Below are 16,897 nucleotides of genomic sequence, written 5' to 3'. Positions count from 1 at the left end.
CTCCGCCCTTTTGTCGTCTACCAGCACATACAAGTATATGCGGCAATCAATGTTTTAGCTTGTGCAGGGGGAGGGTGGCGGCCACTGCTCACCACGGGGACGACGCTGGTGCGCACCCCTGCGGCACGCGTGACCCGGCCGTACCGATAAGCCCATCCGTGGACGGTGTCCTGGGGGTCAGGGGCCGATCACCGTGCGGGCGGTGGCAGCGACCGCGGGACGGGGACCGGTGAGTCGGCCGTGGCGGGTGGTGCCCGCGAGAAGTTCGAGGACGTCGAGGGTGGGGCTGGCGACGGCCGGAGCGAGCGACGGGCGGCCGTCGACGCGCCACCCCAGTGCCAGCAGCACAGCGCGGATCTCGGTGTGCCAGTGTTCGGCCGGGAGGCCGCTGGCGACGACCGCCAGGGCCGACCAGCCGGCGTGCCGGTCGAACTCGGTCCTGCCCACCGGCAGCCGGGACACGATGTGCTGCCACAGCGCCAGGGGCCGGTCCCGGTGTCGACGGGCGAGCGTGGTCGGTGTCAGCCGACCGTGTCGGACACGGAGCAGACCGAGTGCTCGCGCGCTGGTGCGCAGCTGGGCGAGCGGCCAGGTCAGGTCCTCGCGGTTCGCCTTGCCGATCCACCATCCGGTCAGACCGGTCCGGTCGGCGAGGTGCTCGACCAGTGTCGGCGGGAGGTAGCCGGCGCTGGTCAGCCGCACCCCGTCGCCGATCAGGTCGAGCAGCACGCGATACGGCTCGAGCAGGTGTGCGGCGTCGGCCTCGCCCACCTCGACCACCGGGTGCGCGGCCGAGCGTGCCAACAGCTGCGTCAGCGTCGGGTCGCCGTGGCGTTCGAGGTGGGCGCGCAGCGCCGCCAGCTCCTCGGCCACCGGCACCGGCGCGGCCATCGCCGCCGCAACAGCGGCGGTGGCGTCGGCGGGATCGAACCGGTCGGGATGCCAGCCCAGTGGCAGCCAGCCGCGAGCGTGGTCGAGGTCGTCGAACGGCGGCGGGACCGACGACGGGTCGCACCCGCCCCGCACCCACGCCGCCAGCTCCGCGTACCCCCACATGCCCCCGCAATCCTCGGGCGGACAGGCCATCCGACCGGCAGTACAGCGCACCGCGGTGGGCGGTTCGTCGAGGACCGCCTCCACCGCAAGCACGTGGTCCCAGCCGTCACCGAAGTCGTATTCGTACCACAGGCGATCCCCGGTGCCGGTCAGCAGCTGATCGAGCCGGACCGTCGATTCGAGCACGCCGTCGTCGCCGTCCTCGACGTCGAACGCGGTGACGAAGTGCGGGGACCGGGGATCGCTCCCGGTGCGGAAGCGGTGCAGGTGGCCGTCGAGCCACCCCATCGCGGCCTGGATCACCACGTGCACCCGGTCGAGGGTCAGATCGCCGGGCAGCTCGAGGCGCCGCCACACCGGCGGCTTGGCACCGACCAGATCGAGCCGGACCCGGAAGCCGCGAAGGCGGGCCGGTGCCTCACCGACCACAGGGTCCGGGGTGCCCAGCATGTCGTCGAGCCACGCCGCCGCACCGTCGGCGCGGATCGCGTCCACCATCGCCTGGTGTTGCTGCGGGGGCAACGCGGCCATCAGCTGTTCGGCGCGCCGGCGGGCATCGTCTGAGGTCGCCACGACCACCAGTGAACCATCGATCGTGAGCGGCCTGCCGAGGCGACCGGCCGTCGAAGCGAAGTGCCCTGCCCGTCACCGGGATCGGTCTCGGCGCACAGCAGTGCCTCCTTCTCGTACGCCTCCTGGCCGTACCTGCCCCGCAGCGCGTCACCGATCGCCAGGGACCGCTCGTACCGCGAGCGTCTCTGTTGGTCGAGCAGCGAATGCCCCGAGACAGCCTTCCGAGGACGATCGCGTAGCGCACGTTCTCGCTGTGTGCACTGCACGTGGTGATCGTGTCCCGCACGCACGCACCACGGCGCGTTGCACTTGTGCTCGCACACCACGTTCGGCTCGAGAGGTCCGTGCATCAGCTCCACCGAGAAGCGATGCACCAGCAGCGTTCGTTGCCGATTCGCGCGTTGGAAGTTGAAAAGTCCGTACCCCCCGGGCGCACCGATCGCACCGACCCAGTACCAGTACGTCGGTGACTTGACGACCTTCGCCCAGAACGCTGCGACGTTCGCCGTCGACGACTGCAACGAGTTGTCCACCACCCGCACCCGCCGCGGTTGATCCGACGGCTCTGGAGCGACGTACCCGACCTCGGCATCCGGGAACCCGAAGTCGAGCGACGGCTCGCCGGGGCGCTCATGACAGGCGCAACGTCATGACGCCGCGGTCACCGGCTGCGTGTCGTCGGCAACAGGCGCCGGGGCCGGCGCGGCCGTGGCGGGCGAGGCGGCAGTGCCGGAGCCATCCAGGTCGTCCTTCGCCTGCTCGATGATCATCTTCGCCTCCCGCTGGCTGACGCCGAGCAGCGGCGCAAGTTCGGCGGCCGACGCGTTCTCGCTGAACTCCACGATCGCGAGTGCGTACCTGCGCAGCAGCGACGACTCCTGCCCCTGCTCTTCCGGCGTCAGGTGCGCGCCGGCCGACTCTGCTTCGGCCTGCACCGCCTCGATCTTGGCGGCGTACTCCGCTTGGATTTTCTGGATGCGGCGATCTCGTGCCTTCTCCAGCTGCTCGATCTTGCGCTGCGGTGCCGCAGAGCGTGATTCGACCACCGCGTCGAGCTTCGCCAGTTGCGCCGCCGCGTCATGGATTGGAGTTGCCAACGATTCGAGTTCGGCCTGGCGTGCGAGGAACCGCTCTTTCTCGCGCCGGAGGTTCTCGCGCACGTTCGGGGTGGTGTGCGGGCGCAGGGAGCGGCGCGCTGCCGCCTTCGAAGACGTGGCCATGGCCCGGGAGTGTATCGGCTCGCCGCGGTTCCGGACGGCTTCACACTCGGCAGCTGTGTCGTCGTGTCAATTCACAACTCTGGTCTCTCTTCCCGCCGGACCCCTCCCCTATTGCCCCCGTCGGCAGTCCCGTCACGTGCCCAGAACCGTCGAGGTTCTGGGCACGTTGGGGCTGACCTGTGGTCAGCCCCAAAACTTCTACACACCTCATGCACTAAAGCTGCCACGTGGCATGATCACCTCCCGTGATGACCGTCCACAAGCTCCAAGCGGGGGACGGCTATGTCTATCTGACCAAGCATGTCGCGGCTGGGGATGCGACCGAGACCCGCAAGGCGGATGCGGTCGACTATTACGTCGCCAAGGGCACCCCACCGGGGGTGTGGTGCGGCAAGTTGGCAAAGAAGGTCGGTGTCGAGGTCGGCACCGAAGTCACCGAGGATGCGATGCGTTCGGTGTTCGGCGCCGCCCGTACCCCAAATGCTTTCGCGACCCGCCCGGGGAAGGGGTCGCCCCTGCAAGAACGCCTCGACTGGTCCGCAAGCACCGCTCTCGGGCGGGCGTTTTCGTGGTTCGAGAACAGCCAGGAGTACGTCAACGACGTCGAGGACCTGTGCAGCGCGTACAAGGGTCGGCACGGCGAGTACCCGGATGCAGAGACCAAGAAGGCGATCCAGTTCGCCACCGCCCGCAAGCACCTGCAGCGCTCGAACGGTGAGCGCGCCGACCTGCTCGGTGACGACGAGATCTGGACGTTCGTCGCCGAGCAGTACAACAAGGCCCGTCAGCCGGTGGCCGGCTACGACCTGGTGTTCACCCCGATGAAGTCGATCTCGTTGCTGTGGGGTCTCGGGGACGAGAAGGTCAAGGCCGCGGTCGAAGAAGCGCACAGGCAGGCCGTGGACGAAGCATTGGCCTGGATCGAAGATCAGGTGATCTACACCCGCCGCGGTAAGGGCGGCGAGCGCAAGATCAAGGCCGAAGGGCTGTTGATCGCCCGGTTCGATCACTTCGACAATCGCGCTGCGGACCCGAACCTGCACACCCACAGCGCGGTGCTCAATCGTGTCTATGCCGAGGGCCGCTGGACCACCATCGACGGCTCGGTTCTCTACAAGGCGAACGTCGCGGCGTCGGAGAAGTACAACACCCGGGTGGCCGATCTGGTGGCCCGCAAGCTCGGGGTCACCTTTGCCCCGAGAGCGGATACGCCGGTCGGCAAGCAACCGGTCTACGAGGTAGACGGCATCCCTCTGTCACTCATCGAGGAGTTCTCCCGCCGGGCGGCGATCGAGGCACGCCAGGAAGAGCTGGCCCGCGAGTACAAGACCCGCTACGGCAAGAATCCGCCGAAGAAGGTGCAGTACGCCCACGCGCAACAGGCCACCCTCGACACCCGCAACGCCAAGAATCCCCCCCGCTCCCTGGCCGAGTTGCGGGCCGAATGGCGTGAGCGGGCCGAGGCGATTCTCGCCGGGAACAATCCCGCAGAGCTGGTCGACTCCGTCCGCAGTGCGCGTGATCGCCGCCCGAAACTGGCACCCGAGCAGGTGCCGATTCTGGTGAACGAGGTCGTCGACACGCTCTCGCACAAGGTCGGGTCGTGGACGGTGTTCTCGGTGACCGCCGAGATCGAGAGGCGACTGCGAGAGTTCAGTTTCGCCGATGACGAGCAGCTGCACGTCATTCACGATGACGCGCTCGAACTCGCCCTGCGCGACTACTGCCTGCCCGTCGACGTCGAGGAATACCACCTGCCCGAGCGGATCAGCGACCGCGTCGAGCGGGGGCGGCGGCGCAGTCTGCTGGTCGATCGCGCGCAGATGCGCTACACCGCTCAGTCGGTTCTCGACGCCGAGGACTTCATGCGCCGGCAGGCCGACATCGGCGACGTGCACACCGTGGCCGAGCGGATCATCCGCCGCACGTTGCGCCGGATCGAGCAGGCGAACGGGCACGAGCTCGGTGCCGATCAGCTCGCGCTGATCACGCACTTCCTCACCGCCCGCACGCGTGTGGCCGTGGCGGTCGGTGCGGCCGGTGCCGGCAAGACCACCGCGGCCACCGTGATCGCCCGGGCCTGGGAAGCGGTCAACGGCAACGTCATCGCCCTGGGGCCGTCGGCCCGGGCCGCCGAGGTGCTCGGGGAGGAGATTGCGGTGGAGGGACGCACCATCGCCGATGTGCTCACCCGCCACCGTGTCGGCATCCCGACCGGCATCGGCAGGGGTGATCTTCTGCTGGTGGACGAGGCGGGCATGGCCTCGGCCCGCGACCTGGCGGACCTGACGCGCATCGCCACCGAGGCCGGGGCGGTGGTGCGTTTGTTGGGTGATCCGCAGCAGCTCGCCTCCGTCGAAGCCGGTGGTGTGTTGCGGGATCTGGCCGATCGCACCAATGCCCCGTTCCTGCGCAAGGTCCACCGGTTCGCCACCGACGGCGAGGCCGAGGCGAGCCTGCGGTTGCGCACGGGCGATGTGTCGGTGCTCGAGTGGTACGACGAGAACAATCGCATCCGGCAGGGCATGGCGCACGAGTTGGCCGATCTGGTCTTCGCCGCCTACGTCGCCGATGTCGAGGCCGGGCAGGTTGCGTTGATGGTCGCCCCGACCAACGATCTGGTGCGCCAGCTCAACGAGAAGGCCGCCGCCTACTACCGCGCCAATGGCACCGTCACCGGCCCCGGCATCGTCCTGGCCGACGGTCTCGAGGCCGCGGTCGGGGACGTGGTGGTCACACGGAAGAACAATTCCAAGTACGTCGTGAAGGACTCCGACGGCAAGAAGGCCGGTCGGGTGAAGAACGGCGATTTGTGGACCGTGGCCGCAATCGGCACCGACGGCTCGCTGCGGCTGCGCAACAACATCAGCGGCGGCCAGGTCACCGTCGCCGCCGACTACATCACCGACAACGTGCAACTCGGGTACGCGACCACGGTGCACCGCTCGCAGGGCATGACGGTGGGAAGCTGCCACGTGCTCGCCGGGGCGAACATGGACCGGCAGTCGCTGTACGTGGCGCTCAGCCGCGGCAAGAACACCAACATCGTCTATGCCGCGCACGACGAGCTGCCCGACTGGGATTTCGAACATCACCCCGACGAGCATCCCGGCGCGATGGGTCTGCTGGCGAAGATCATCGCCCGCGACGGCTCGCAGCGCACCGTGCATCAGATGATCGAAGACGAACAGCGCAAGGCCGCGTCCTGGTCGACGATCACCAACAGCTACATGTTGGCCCTCGGGGAGCTGTACGAGGACTACACCGAGCAGCTGCTCAGCCGGATCCTCACCGACGAGCAGTTCGGCTGGGTGCACAGCCTCGGCGGATGGGATCAGATCGTCACCTCCGTCGCCCAGTCGGAAACCTTCGGCTGGGACACCGAGGCCCTGCTGCGCCAGGCAGCGTCGGTGATGAGCGCCGAAGGCAAGGCCGGCCGGATCGACACCGACCGCAACTCCCCCGGCCGGGTCATCGCCCGCGCCCTGAAAGAGCGCATCGATGCCGAGGACGCAGCGCAGCTGCCACGCCGCCGCACCGACGCGGTGGCCGCCTACCGCGTGCCCGCGTTGACCGAGGCCGCGGCCGAAGCGGATCCGATCCTCGCCGCCTACGCCCGCTCGTGCGAGCAGCAGATGCACGCGTTCATCGACTCCTACACCACCACCGCACTCGAACGCAGCGCCCCGTGGATCGTCGCCGTCGGCCAGCGGGGAACGGACCCCCGTCGGGTGCGCCTGTGGGAGTCCACGGTGCGGGAGATCGCGATCTCGCGGGTGCTCGCCCACGCACCCGACGACGAGAACGACCCGATGGCACACATCCGCGAAGCCCGGAAGACAGCCCTCACCGCGACCATCGAACGGTTGCACCGACCCGAACACACCATCGACGAGGTGGTCGGCCCGTACGCCCGCTACACCGACGCCGAACTGCATTCGGCACGGGCGCTCAGCCAAGGCCGGCTCACCGAAGACGCGATGCTGCTGTCGCTGGCCAAGGACGAGCTCGACCGGGCACGAGGCGAGGCGTCCGCTCTCGGAGCCGTCGAACGGTCCCTGGCGCAGGTCGAGATCGACGAACGCAACATCGCGGCGGTGCGCGATGCCCGCGCCCGCCTCGACGCCCTGACCCGTTCCCCGCAGGCCACCGAACAGCAGATCGATGCCGCTCGCGCCGCCGTGGCCGCAGCCGAACAGGTGGCACCACTCGAGCGTCGCTGGGCCGTGATCGAACGCGGCGCCCAGCACTACCGGGCTGCCGAAGCTGCCAAGGCCCGCGCCCGCGCCACCGACGAGCGGGCCCTCGGCCGGATCACCGACCGCATCACCCGACTCGAAGAATCGATCACCGCCGAACGCACCATCCTCGGCCAGATCGACGCCGAACTCGCCCGCCGCAACGCCGGCGGAACCGACTTCACCGGCGGCCACGAGCCGCGACGGACACAGGCGGCCTCGGCAGCGAACGCCCCTATCGACCGCGACCCGCTCGAACACGACAACGGTCCAGAACGGGAACTGTAAGCCCGCCGGCTACGACCCCCGACCCCGAATGGCACAAGGAGAAGGACGATGGCGGACAACGACCAGAAGCGACGGTTTCTGCGCAACCGCGGACGGTCGGCCCACCCCACCGACGCCTCGATTCCGCCGTTCTCGGAGACCGTGGCTCCGGCCGGTGTGCCGGCGGTGCCGCAGCGCAGGCCGGCCAGGGCGCAGGCCACCCAGGACGTTGTCGACCTCGTGGGTTTTCTCCGTGCAGCGGAGAATCGACGCGCTCAGGGCCGGCCGGCACCCACACCGAAGTCGATGCGCGACGTTCTCGGTGCGTTCCGTGGACAGCCCGCGCAGCAGACCTCCATCCAGGTTCTGGCAGCGGCAGCGACCACTCGACACCTGGGCGCGCAGGCGCAGAACACCCGCAGGTGGGAGCGGTTGGCGCAGGAGAATGCTGCGCGACTCGAAGCGCTGCGAGCACAGCAGTACCGGCAAGAACAGCAGCGGTACGTGCAGGTGCAGATGCGCCCGGACGAGATCGACCGGCTCATTGCCGAGCGACAGGCTGCCGACCGGGACGCCGACAAGCGTGTCTTCGACGCCGCTGCGGCGGTCGCGTTGAGCTACGTCGCGGCCAAGAGTGTGCCGTCGTTCGACAAGCTCGCCGACCTGTCCGCCCAGCACCTCGAGGTGGTCGAACCCACCGCGGACGTGCCGGCCTCAGTGGCCGAAGCCTTCGCCCGCGCTGCCGACGCCGACACCGTAGAGATGAACTTCGACAAGGACGCGGACGGTTCGCTCGCGCCCGGCGGCCCCGATGCACGCACCGAACCGGTGGTCGACGGCCACGAAGCGGATGTGTCCGACCAGCTCGAACGGGTCGAAGCGCCCGCACCCACGGACCGTGGGGATCTGGGCAGGATCGGGGCGGTGCTCGAGTCCGCCGGCCGGGGTCTGGCCACCGCGGTCGGCCCGATCAACGGTGACGACGAAGTCGCCCCTCCCCTGTCTCCGGTCAACCTGAACCAGCTCAGTCAGGAACTGCTCGATGCGATCGGTGCTGCGATGAGCAGTCACCCCCGGTCGGTGGCCGAGATGCTCAACATCGAACGCCGACCCGACCACACCAACGAGGCCGCGTTTGTTCCCGCGATGGGTATCGAACACAGCCAGGAAGCAACACTCAGTTGCTGATCGTGATGGCTATGCCGTGCCGGGCAGATCCGGAACCGAGGGCAGGACTGCGCGAGCCTGATTGGATCGCTCAGCGAGTGCCATCAATCTGTAGAGGAAGTGGCCGCTACGAGTCTGAGCATCTCGCTCTCCAGAATGGCCACGGCTTCGCCTTCGCGCGCGTTGGAGTCCATGTGCGCTCCTATTCGGAGAAAGGACGCTCCGGTGTCCTGTGGCGGCGGGGAGCTCAGACCTGCTTCGGCACACCGAGGTGGACATGAAACGGCTGTACAGTCCACCTATCATGGGAAGGGCCAGGGCCGAGTGTGGGAAGTCAGAGTAGGGGTGGGACAGATGAGCGTCGTCACGCCGAAGACCCTGCGTCAACAGCTCGTGCAGTCCGCGGTCCTGGACAAGATCGTGACCAGCGGCATCTCGATCGACACCGAACCCGTGCGCCGCAGCCTCCAGACGATCCGCCGACAGGTCAACCGCAGTCCGCTGATGGACCGCTACATCGATCGCTGGGACAGGATCGTCCGCGACAACGATATCGACGGTATCCGCAAGATCGTTGAGTCGGACGATGACACCAGCCGGGAGATGCGGAATCTGTCCCCGCTGTCGGTGCTGCTCAGCGAGGACGAACGCCGACGCGTGCTCACCGAGTTCGGAACCCGGTTCAAAGCCGGCACGACACGGTGAATCGGGAAGAACTCGGTCGCGCGATCAAAGCTGCGTGCGCCAATCTCGACGAGCCTCGTGTGATCGTCCTCGGCTCTCAATCAATCCTCGGTAGCTTCGATACCGATGAGCTGCCCCCTGCGACCTTCCTGTCCCGTGAAGTCGATATCCTGCCGTTGAGTGGGATCACGGACCCGCCCTCGGTCGAGGACAAACTTCTGTTGCTCGATGCCCGGCTCGGCGAGGACTCCCCTTTCCACACTGCCTTCGGTTTCTACGTCGAAGGTATCCACAAGGACGTCGTGGTCCTGCCGACGAACTGGGACAATCGGCTCGTCCACTTCGTTGTCGACGACGACGCATCCAGCCTGTACGGCCGGGCCGGGCTGTGTCTGGACCCGGTGGATCTGTGTGTGGCCAAGACGATCGCCGGTAGAGAAAAGGACTACGAGTTCGTCGCGGCACTTGTAGCGGAACAACTCGTCACGGCCGCCGACATCCAGGCCCGGATAGCCGGCGGCATCGACTGGCCGCCGACCTACACCGAAAACAAGGAACGGTCCCTTGCCAGGGCTCAGAGCTGGCTGGACTATCTGTCGAGTTCGGCTGCGGTGCGTCCCGACGGAGGCGCCACCACACCCATGTCACCGCCGACGGCTGGACCCGACATCACTGCTGCACTCCTCGGGCATCCGCGCCCGATCAAGCAGATGTTGAGTCGAAGGACCCGAGAGCCGAACAGCGCGGGACCGGAGCTTCCCGATGACGGCCCTGTACGAGAGGCAGGGCCCGACCTGTCGCGTTGACGGCCTCGCCGTCGGCGAGGCAGCTGTGTTCGGCATCGACCGTATCCATGAGATGCAGCACGAAGGAACGACATACGCTCGATCCTGCTCTCATCACTCATCGTTCGTTCTGCCTCGAGAGTGCGTCGAGGACCGTTGGCGGTACGGGATCGGAGGGCATGGCCGGCCAGCCCATGAAGCTGCGGTCGGCTTTGGCGTTGGCCATCGGTCCGGTGTCGCCGTCGAGGATGACCCGCAGGTGGGGTTCGAGGTGCTGTATCCACCAGGAGGACATGGCGGACATCGAGTCCGAGGCGCGTGCTTCTTCCCATGCCTGGTGCAGTGCGGCCAGTCGGGCGAGGACCTCGGGGTAGGCCCACCACCGCGGGTCCCAGGACATGCCGCCGTCGTTGTCGCTGATGCGGCGGCGGATCACCGGCAGGAAGAACCCTTCGACGAACTCGACGACATTGGCGAAGGCCGGCTCGATGATCGCTTCCTCGGTGTCGTCGGGCTCGTCCTGGTAGTCCTGCGCGACAGTGTCGTCGTACGCGTCGCTGTCGGGTGCTTCGTTGTTTGTGTCCCACGCCTGGGATGCGGCGGTGTCGAGGGCAACCATGATGTCAGTCCTTCGTCAGAAATTCGGAGTGGAAGAGCGCGTGGGCGCGAGATTCGGTGGTGGGCTCGGGGCCGGTGACCGTCGGTGGCTCGCCTGCGCAGTGTTTGTCCAGCAGCACCGTGGCCACGGGTTCGGGCTGGTCGGTGTATCCGACCGGCAGCGCTTTCTGCCCCGCTGCGGCGAGCTGGTTGCTCTCGCGCTGGGACTGGCGGATCGCCTCGGCGAACGGTAAGTCGCCCCAGAAGGCTTTGCGGACCAGGATCGGGGTGGCGCCACCGATCGTGACGAGGGCGCGGGTTTTCGGTAGTGCTCGCAGGTCCCGCTTTTCGAAGATGGTTTCCTTCTGCCAGCTGCTCGACACGCTCGCCTGACCGCCCGGGAAGAAGCCGGCGGGGCGACTGCGGGATTCGGTGTCGACGTAGTGGGTGCCGACGGCATCGACCAGGCCGGACAGGAAGGCGTCGTCTTCGACGTTGCCGCCGTACCAGATCACGCTGCACGCATCGACCATGGCTTTGAACGCTTCGCGGCCCCAGACCTTCTCCCCTTGGGAGGGGGACTGGAAGAAGGTGATGAGGATGATGCCGCGGCCGCCGAAGTGTGAGTACCAGCGGGGCAGGTCTTCGAGCTTGCAGATGTTGGCGGCCTCGTCGAGCACCGCCGTCAGCGGGAGCGGCATCCGTTCCGATTGCTGCTGCTCGGAGTATTCCTCGGCGCAGGTGAGGATCTGGCCGACCAGGGCACTCGAGATCGCCGAGGACGAGCCGGGCCCGTCCTTCGACATCGCGTACATCGTGTCGGTGCGCTTGACGAACTCGTCGGCGAGGAATTCCGGCAGGTCGTGAACGCGGCGGCCGGGGGTGACGGTGACCTGGCCGTTCGTGTCGGTGCCGATGACCACCCGGCGGTTCGGCAGGACCGCGTCGGCGTAGCGAGGTTCGTCCAACGGGGACAAAAAGCGGCGGGCCATGTCGTAGAAGCCGTCGCGTTGCTTGGCGTTGACGGCCTGCTTGCCGCGCATCGTACGGGCGAGTTCCGGGTAGCCGTACTGCTCGAGCACCGCCGGGGGGATCTGCGATTGGGTGTGGGTCAGCCACTCGACCACATGTCGGATGTCCCCGCCGGCCAGGGCGGCGGCGAGCAGGTAGGAGGCGAACAGGTCCCGGGCGTTGCCGTCGAAGTAGGCATCGACCCGGGCACCGGCGTCGGTGGCGGCGGAGATGAAGTAGCCGCACACCGCCGCAGCGGAGGGCAGGTCGGTGACCGTGCGCAGCGGGTTGAACCAGAAACTCGCGCGCTGCTGCCGGTTACCGGTGCTCACCCCTTGCAGGTCGAACACCCATACCCGCCCGCTCTGGCGGCGGAGACCGACGGTGTGCGAGTACACATCGCCGCGGTTCGAGGCCACCAGCGCCGCTCCCGGGGCGTGGCAGATCGCCGGGATCGCGAAGCCGGCGGATTTGCCCATCCGGGCGCCGGCGAACGCGATCGCCACGAACTCCCAGGTCATCCGCACGGTGCGACCCCCGACCACGGTGTCACCGAGGGGGATACCGAGGTAGCCGGGATGATTTTTCGGGATCGCGGGGGCGAGCCGGTCGGTGGAGGCGGCGAGGTACGTCGGGTCGGCCTCGTCGACCTCCTTCGGGTCGACCATCGTGCGGGCGAGACGATCGATGCGCTTTTCGAACTGCTTGCCCTCGAGCGTCTCGAGGACCCCGAACCGGCGCAGCGCCCACCAGCCTGCCCCGGCGACCACCGCCAGCAGGACCAGCTCGACACCGAGGACGATGGTTGCCCCGGCCGGCCAGCTCGTCGCCCCCAGTGCCAGAGCGAACAGCAGGCCGATCGGATTCCAGGTGGGGCGGTTTCCCCCGCCGGTGTTGTAGGCGATCGTCGGCAGGTACGCCACGACCACCAGGACGGGAAGTGCCTTGAGGAACATCTCGTCGGCGCCCGAGGAGGTGCGGGGCCGGTCGCGTCGCGTCTGTGCCATGGTCGTGCGCCTCTTCTACTGCTGGTATCGGTAGCCGGTCAGTCGCCACCCGTCGTCGGTGCGGACGGTGGTGGTGCGCCAGGTCTGGGGTGTCAGGCGGGTGCTGCGCCCGCTCGCGTGCAGCACCGTCTGGGTGCAGGTCACGTCGATGACGAGGGTGCGCATCCCGGCCGGTGCGGCCGGGGTCGACTCGGCCCGCACACAGGTCGCGGCCACCGCGTCCTTCGACGCCGCCCACTGCTGCCAGTCCGCATCCGGGCGCACCTCGGCACGGGTGCCGGATTCGGCGACGGCGAGCAGGTCCCCGCCGAGATACGCCTTCGCCCGGAGCAGCGCGTCGGCCTTGCTCTCATCGATCGCGGGCTGCCAGGACAGGATCATCCCCATGGCGGTGATCGCGGTCTGGTCGGCGCCCGTCTGCTGGGGCGAGAGCGACTCGATCACCTGGTGGTCGTCGCTGCCCTCATGCACGTGCTGGCCGTCGGGGGTGTCGCTGCCACAGCCCGCCAACGCGACGGCGGCCGCGGTGCACACCGCCGCGACGGTGATGCGTGTGATCCTCACGGGCGTACCACTTTTCACTGGTCGCTCATCGCCCGGTACTGCGGTTCGGCGGCGATGATCGTGTCGGCGTAGGGGCGGGTCTGGACCACGTAGTCGGTGTGCCCGGTCGGGAAGCCCCCGGAGGCCAGGACCGCGCCTTCGCCGGCGTTGTAGCCGGCCAGGTACAGCTCGGTGCGCCCGTTCGGTGCGGAGACCACCCCGTCTGCGATCGCGCCGTCGACGGTGGCGGCGATGGTGCACATGTAGTGGCCCTGGGCCATGACCGCATCGCCGATGCTGTTGGGATCGACCGTCCCGTCGCCGTCGTAGTCCTGGCCGTAGGACGCCCACGTGCCGGGCATGAATTGCGCCGGTCCCCTCGCCCCGGTCACCGACACCGGAGCGTCGGTGCCGTGGCGGAAGCCGTTCTCGGCGGCGAGCTGGGCGGCGAGCAGCGACGGTGTGATCTGCGGGCAGATCGACCCGGCCCGCTCGAGCCACACCGCGAACTCGTCCGGCACGGTGCCGTCGGCGAGCCGATCGCCCAGTCCCTCACCGGAGACGAGGCAGTCCGCGGCCGCGGCGGTGGCGTTGCCGCGGCCGCCGGGCAGCGCTCCCCACGACACCAACCTCTCGTCGGTGCCCTGACCCCGGACGCTGATGTGCACGTGGTCGTAGTGGTTCTGGGTTTCGCTGCCGCGGTCCTCCATCAGGCTCGGGGCACCCCCGACGGGGTAATAGGTCTGCCGCCAGATCACGTATTCGACATTGAAAGCATCCGCGTTGGCCAGGATGTAGTCGGTGATCTCGTCCCCGAGGGCCACCCCGTCGCCGGAGCGGTGGTGCGGGATCATCACATCGATGGCCCGGCCTTCGGTGTGGTCGGTGGCGTAGCCGCCGTCGGCGCGCCACCCGCCGATACCCGCGATCCGGTCGCCGAACGTCAGGTGGGCTGCGCGAGCGACCTTTTTTGCATCGACCTGTAGGCCCTGCTCGGAGCCGGCCGACGGCGGCAACGGCTGCGCCAGATTCCCCTGGGACGGGACCGGCGGCACCGGGGTGGTCGGCCCGGCCGAGGACTGTCCCGGGGCGGGGGCGGCTTCGTAGTACGGCAGCGGATCCACCGCTTCGGTGCCCCAGCCGCCGGGCCAGAGTTCCCAGTGCAGGTGCGGGCCGGTCGACTGGCCCCGGTTGCCGAGGGTGGCGATCTGCTGACCGGCGCGGACCTGCTCACCGACTTCGACGGTGTAGGTGTCGATGTGTCCGTACACGGTGGACACCAACTGCCCACCCTGCACATGGTCGAGGACCACCCACTGCCCGAACCCGCTGGCGGGGCCGGCATGGCGCACCACCGCGTCGGCCGAGGCATAGATGGGGGTGCCGACGGCGCCGGCCAGGTCGATGCCCTGATGCTGGGTCCCCCACCGCTCACCGAACCTGGAGGTGAGGGTGACCGCGGAGGGATCGACCGGCTTGAGGAACGAGCCCCTCGGGGCGAGCCGGTCCCCCGACCCCACACCCGAACCGGGGCCGAGGCAGGTCGTGCCGTTCTCGCGGTCTTCCTCGTCCGCAATTCCCATCACCAGCACGAGGAGCAGGAAGAACGGAATGAGCGTAAGCGCCAGGATCAGCGCGATCAGCCCGGTGCCCCCCTTGCCTGTCACCGCAGACTCAGACCCTCGACCACGACCCCGTGCGTGCGCGCCAACGCCCGGTTCAGCTCCTGCGCCAGCGCCAGCTCCGCTTCCAACGCGGCGACATCGCGTTCGGTGCGGCGCGGGCGACGGCCGGAGCGGTTGACCCAGCCCCGCACCGTCGTCTCGGCCACATCCAGCTGCGCCGCGGCGGCTCGCGTCGCGGCGGTGAAGCTGTCCCCGGCCTGCATGCGCTGAAGGACCGCCTCGATCGCGGCCTCACGGGTGAGGTCATCGACCAGGGTGTACCGGCGAGTGCCGGGACGGCCACGCCGGCTCATGCTGCGAACTCCGTGCCCCGGTCTTCGTCGGCGGCCCGCAGACGGGCATCGGTGTCGTGAATCCCGGAGTCCTTCTCCGCCTGGGGCACCCACACCTTGAACGGGGTGCCGGGTGTCGCGCCCTCGCCGAGCTTGAGCAGAAAATGCCCGACTCCGGCCGCGGTGCGCGTGCCGTCCGCCACGCCGGGAGCACCGTCAGCCGAGGCCAGCGCCTTGCGGCGGGCTTGGCGCAGTGTCTTCTTCTCGTCCACCGAGGAGGTGGTGTCGTTGGCCCAGCCGGTGACCATCGCGCGTTCTGCCTGCGAGAACTTCATGAACTTACCGAGGCGGTCGAGTTCGGCCTCGGGGACCGGGCCGATGATCCGGGCGCGGGAGCGTTCGATCATGCCCAGCGCGCCGACCTTCTCGAAGTCCGCGAGCGAGTGGGTGACCAGCGTCATCGCCACGCCCATCGACCGCTGCAACCGCTGCACCGCGTCCAGGCGCGCCACCGCCGAGCTGCCGGTCTGGATCACCTGCCACACCTCGTCCAAGATGATGTGGGCCGCGATCGACTTCGCGCCGGGCACCTGGTTGTCGGCCAGGATGTGCGCCGCCTCCACCGCCGCGAACGCCTCGTTCCATCCGGCGAGCAGCACCGCAGCCCGCATCAATTCGTCCCCCGGCGGCACCGAGGACATGTCCAAATCGACCATCGGTTTGGTGAGGTCGATGCGCACGGTGCTGTGCCGGTTGAAGGTCTCCCCGAACCGGCCCTTGACCAACGCGCGCAGCGAGCGCAACAGCGGTTTGATCTGACCGCGGTATTCCTCGGCGGTGTCGGCCACCGCGTCGTCCCTCAGCTCCTCGGGGCCGGTCGAGATCAGCGTCAGCAGGTCCTCGATCCGGGCCGCGTGGTCGTTGTCGAACTGCGAGCCCGGTGCGTAGAGCAGCCGGATCGCCGAGGCGAGCAGGGTTTCCTCGAAGTCCTTGAGCGGGCCGCGGCGGACGATCTCGAGCAGCGCGCAGATCATGTTGAGCTGGCGGGCGTGCAGTGCGAACTCGGCCTTCTCCCGCTCCAGGGAGCCGGCGGGCAGCCTCACGATCGCATCGCCGATCGGGCCGCGGTCGAGCGGGTTGATCGCGCCGGTGCCGTAGCCGACCTCGCTGACCTGCCCGCCGACCTGCTCGGCGAGCACCCGCAGGTCCGGCTTGACGTCGCCGGGCACGAGCACGAGCGTGCCGCGGGCGATGTCGCCGAGGGCGATGCGGCGCAGCAGGGTGGATTTGCCGAAGCCGTTGAGGGCGCAGATGAAACACGACGGGGCGGTGATCGCCTTCATCTTCCAGGCGTAGAGCGGATCGAACCCGACTGCGGCGCCGGTGGTCAGGTGCCGGCCGAGCGGGGTGCCCAGCAGCGGGGCCTTCGCGCCGACGATCCACGGGTAGATCCCGGCGACCTGCACACTCGTGCCGCGGTATTCGACCGGGGGCATCACCGTGGACATCCGTCCCCCGCCGGGGCCGTCGAATCCGCGGGCGTCGAGATCGGCGACCTGTCGGTCGAAGCCGTCGGTGTTGATTCGGGTCAACCGCTCCACCGTCGCCCGGCGACTGTACTGGCGGGTGACCAGGCTTTTCTTCCATGCCTTCTTGAGTCCGGTTGCGGTGGCGGCCTGCTCTTCGAGGCGGGAGAGCTCGTCGTCCGGCAGCAGAGTCTTGGCGATCTTCTCCGCTGTGAGCAGCCGCGACGATCTCGTGGCGTTGCGTGCACTCATGCCTATAGCCCTTT

13 protein-coding genes are annotated in these 16,897 nt (G+C 68.5%); 4 read left to right on the top strand and 9 right to left on the bottom strand.

Features of this window, described 5'->3' with window-relative positions:
* Positions 1-177: 177 nt before the first annotated feature.
* From AIIKEEIJ_RS15645 to AIIKEEIJ_RS15635, 3 genes are all read right to left on the bottom strand, one after another.
* Positions 178-1,629: a plasmid pRiA4b ORF-3 family protein gene (locus AIIKEEIJ_RS15645; protein ID WP_338020964.1), complete on the bottom strand. Its 1,452-nt coding sequence runs from the start codon at positions 1,627-1,629 to the stop codon at positions 178-180.
* Positions 1,587-2,162: a hypothetical protein gene (locus AIIKEEIJ_RS15640; RefSeq protein WP_238406402.1), complete on the bottom strand. Its 576-nt coding sequence runs from the start codon at positions 2,160-2,162 to the stop codon at positions 1,587-1,589. The genes AIIKEEIJ_RS15645 and AIIKEEIJ_RS15640 overlap by 43 nt, the downstream gene beginning before the upstream one ends.
* A 114-nt stretch (positions 2,163-2,276) precedes the next feature.
* On the bottom strand, positions 2,277-2,849 hold the full coding sequence (locus AIIKEEIJ_RS15635) for a hypothetical protein (protein ID WP_161996042.1): 573 nt from the start codon (positions 2,847-2,849) through the stop codon (positions 2,277-2,279).
* 248 nt (positions 2,850-3,097) lie between these two features.
* Here AIIKEEIJ_RS15635 and mobF point away from each other — a divergent pair, with 248 nt between their 5' ends.
* The 4 genes from mobF to AIIKEEIJ_RS15615 all read left to right on the top strand — a co-directional run bounded on the left by mobF (position 3,098) and on the right by AIIKEEIJ_RS15615 (position 10,011).
* On the top strand, positions 3,098-7,375 hold the full coding sequence (gene mobF, locus AIIKEEIJ_RS15630; protein ID WP_161996041.1) for a MobF family relaxase: 4,278 nt from the start codon (positions 3,098-3,100) through the stop codon (positions 7,373-7,375).
* A gap of 48 nt (positions 7,376-7,423) precedes the next feature.
* Positions 7,424-8,542 (top strand): hypothetical protein, encoded by a 1,119-nt coding sequence (locus AIIKEEIJ_RS15625; RefSeq protein ID WP_161996040.1) that lies wholly within the window; start codon positions 7,424-7,426, stop codon positions 8,540-8,542.
* Positions 8,543-8,875: 333 nt separating this feature from the next.
* Positions 8,876-9,226 (top strand): hypothetical protein, encoded by a 351-nt coding sequence (locus AIIKEEIJ_RS15620; protein ID WP_029547237.1) that lies wholly within the window; start codon positions 8,876-8,878, stop codon positions 9,224-9,226.
* Positions 9,223-10,011, top strand: coding sequence for a hypothetical protein (locus tag AIIKEEIJ_RS15615; RefSeq protein WP_029540258.1), 789 nt, complete (start codon positions 9,223-9,225; stop codon positions 10,009-10,011). The genes AIIKEEIJ_RS15620 and AIIKEEIJ_RS15615 overlap by 4 nt, the downstream gene beginning before the upstream one ends.
* 97 nt (positions 10,012-10,108) lie before the next feature.
* Here the strand turns inward: AIIKEEIJ_RS15615 and AIIKEEIJ_RS15610 are convergent, their stop codons facing one another.
* The 6 genes from AIIKEEIJ_RS15610 to AIIKEEIJ_RS15585 are packed head-to-tail and all read right to left on the bottom strand — an operon-like array spanning position 10,109 to position 16,883.
* Entirely contained in the window at positions 10,109-10,609 is a 501-nt protein-coding gene (locus AIIKEEIJ_RS15610) for a DUF4913 domain-containing protein (protein WP_010596717.1), read from the bottom strand.
* Between the two features lie 4 nt (positions 10,610-10,613).
* Entirely contained in the window at positions 10,614-12,605 is a 1,992-nt protein-coding gene (locus tag AIIKEEIJ_RS15605) for a type IV secretory system conjugative DNA transfer family protein (protein WP_010596718.1), read from the bottom strand.
* 15 nt (positions 12,606-12,620) lie between these two features.
* A complete protein-coding gene (locus AIIKEEIJ_RS15600) occupies positions 12,621-13,169 on the bottom strand; it encodes a hypothetical protein (RefSeq protein WP_010596719.1) in 549 nt (182 codons plus the stop codon).
* A 14-nt stretch (positions 13,170-13,183) separates the two neighbouring features.
* The gene (locus AIIKEEIJ_RS15595) at positions 13,184-14,815 is read right to left on the bottom strand and encodes a peptidoglycan DD-metalloendopeptidase family protein (protein WP_161996039.1); all 1,632 of its coding nucleotides are present in this window, start codon (positions 14,813-14,815) and stop codon (positions 13,184-13,186) included.
* The gene (locus AIIKEEIJ_RS15590; protein WP_161996038.1) at positions 14,812-15,126 is read right to left on the bottom strand and encodes a hypothetical protein; all 315 of its coding nucleotides are present in this window, start codon (positions 15,124-15,126) and stop codon (positions 14,812-14,814) included. The genes AIIKEEIJ_RS15595 and AIIKEEIJ_RS15590 overlap by 4 nt, the downstream gene beginning before the upstream one ends.
* Complete coding sequence (locus AIIKEEIJ_RS15585; RefSeq protein WP_161996037.1) at positions 15,123-16,883, bottom strand: ATP-binding protein; 1,761 nt, start codon at positions 16,881-16,883, stop codon at positions 15,123-15,125. The genes AIIKEEIJ_RS15590 and AIIKEEIJ_RS15585 overlap by 4 nt, the downstream gene beginning before the upstream one ends.
* Positions 16,884-16,897: the final 14 nt, after the last annotated feature.

The sequence above is a fragment of the Rhodococcus sp. YH1 genome, assembly GCF_009939605.1.
Classification (GTDB): Bacteria; Actinomycetota; Actinomycetes; order Mycobacteriales; family Mycobacteriaceae; genus Rhodococcus; species Rhodococcus aetherivorans.
This window is presented reverse-complemented; position numbering and strand designations above follow the sequence as displayed.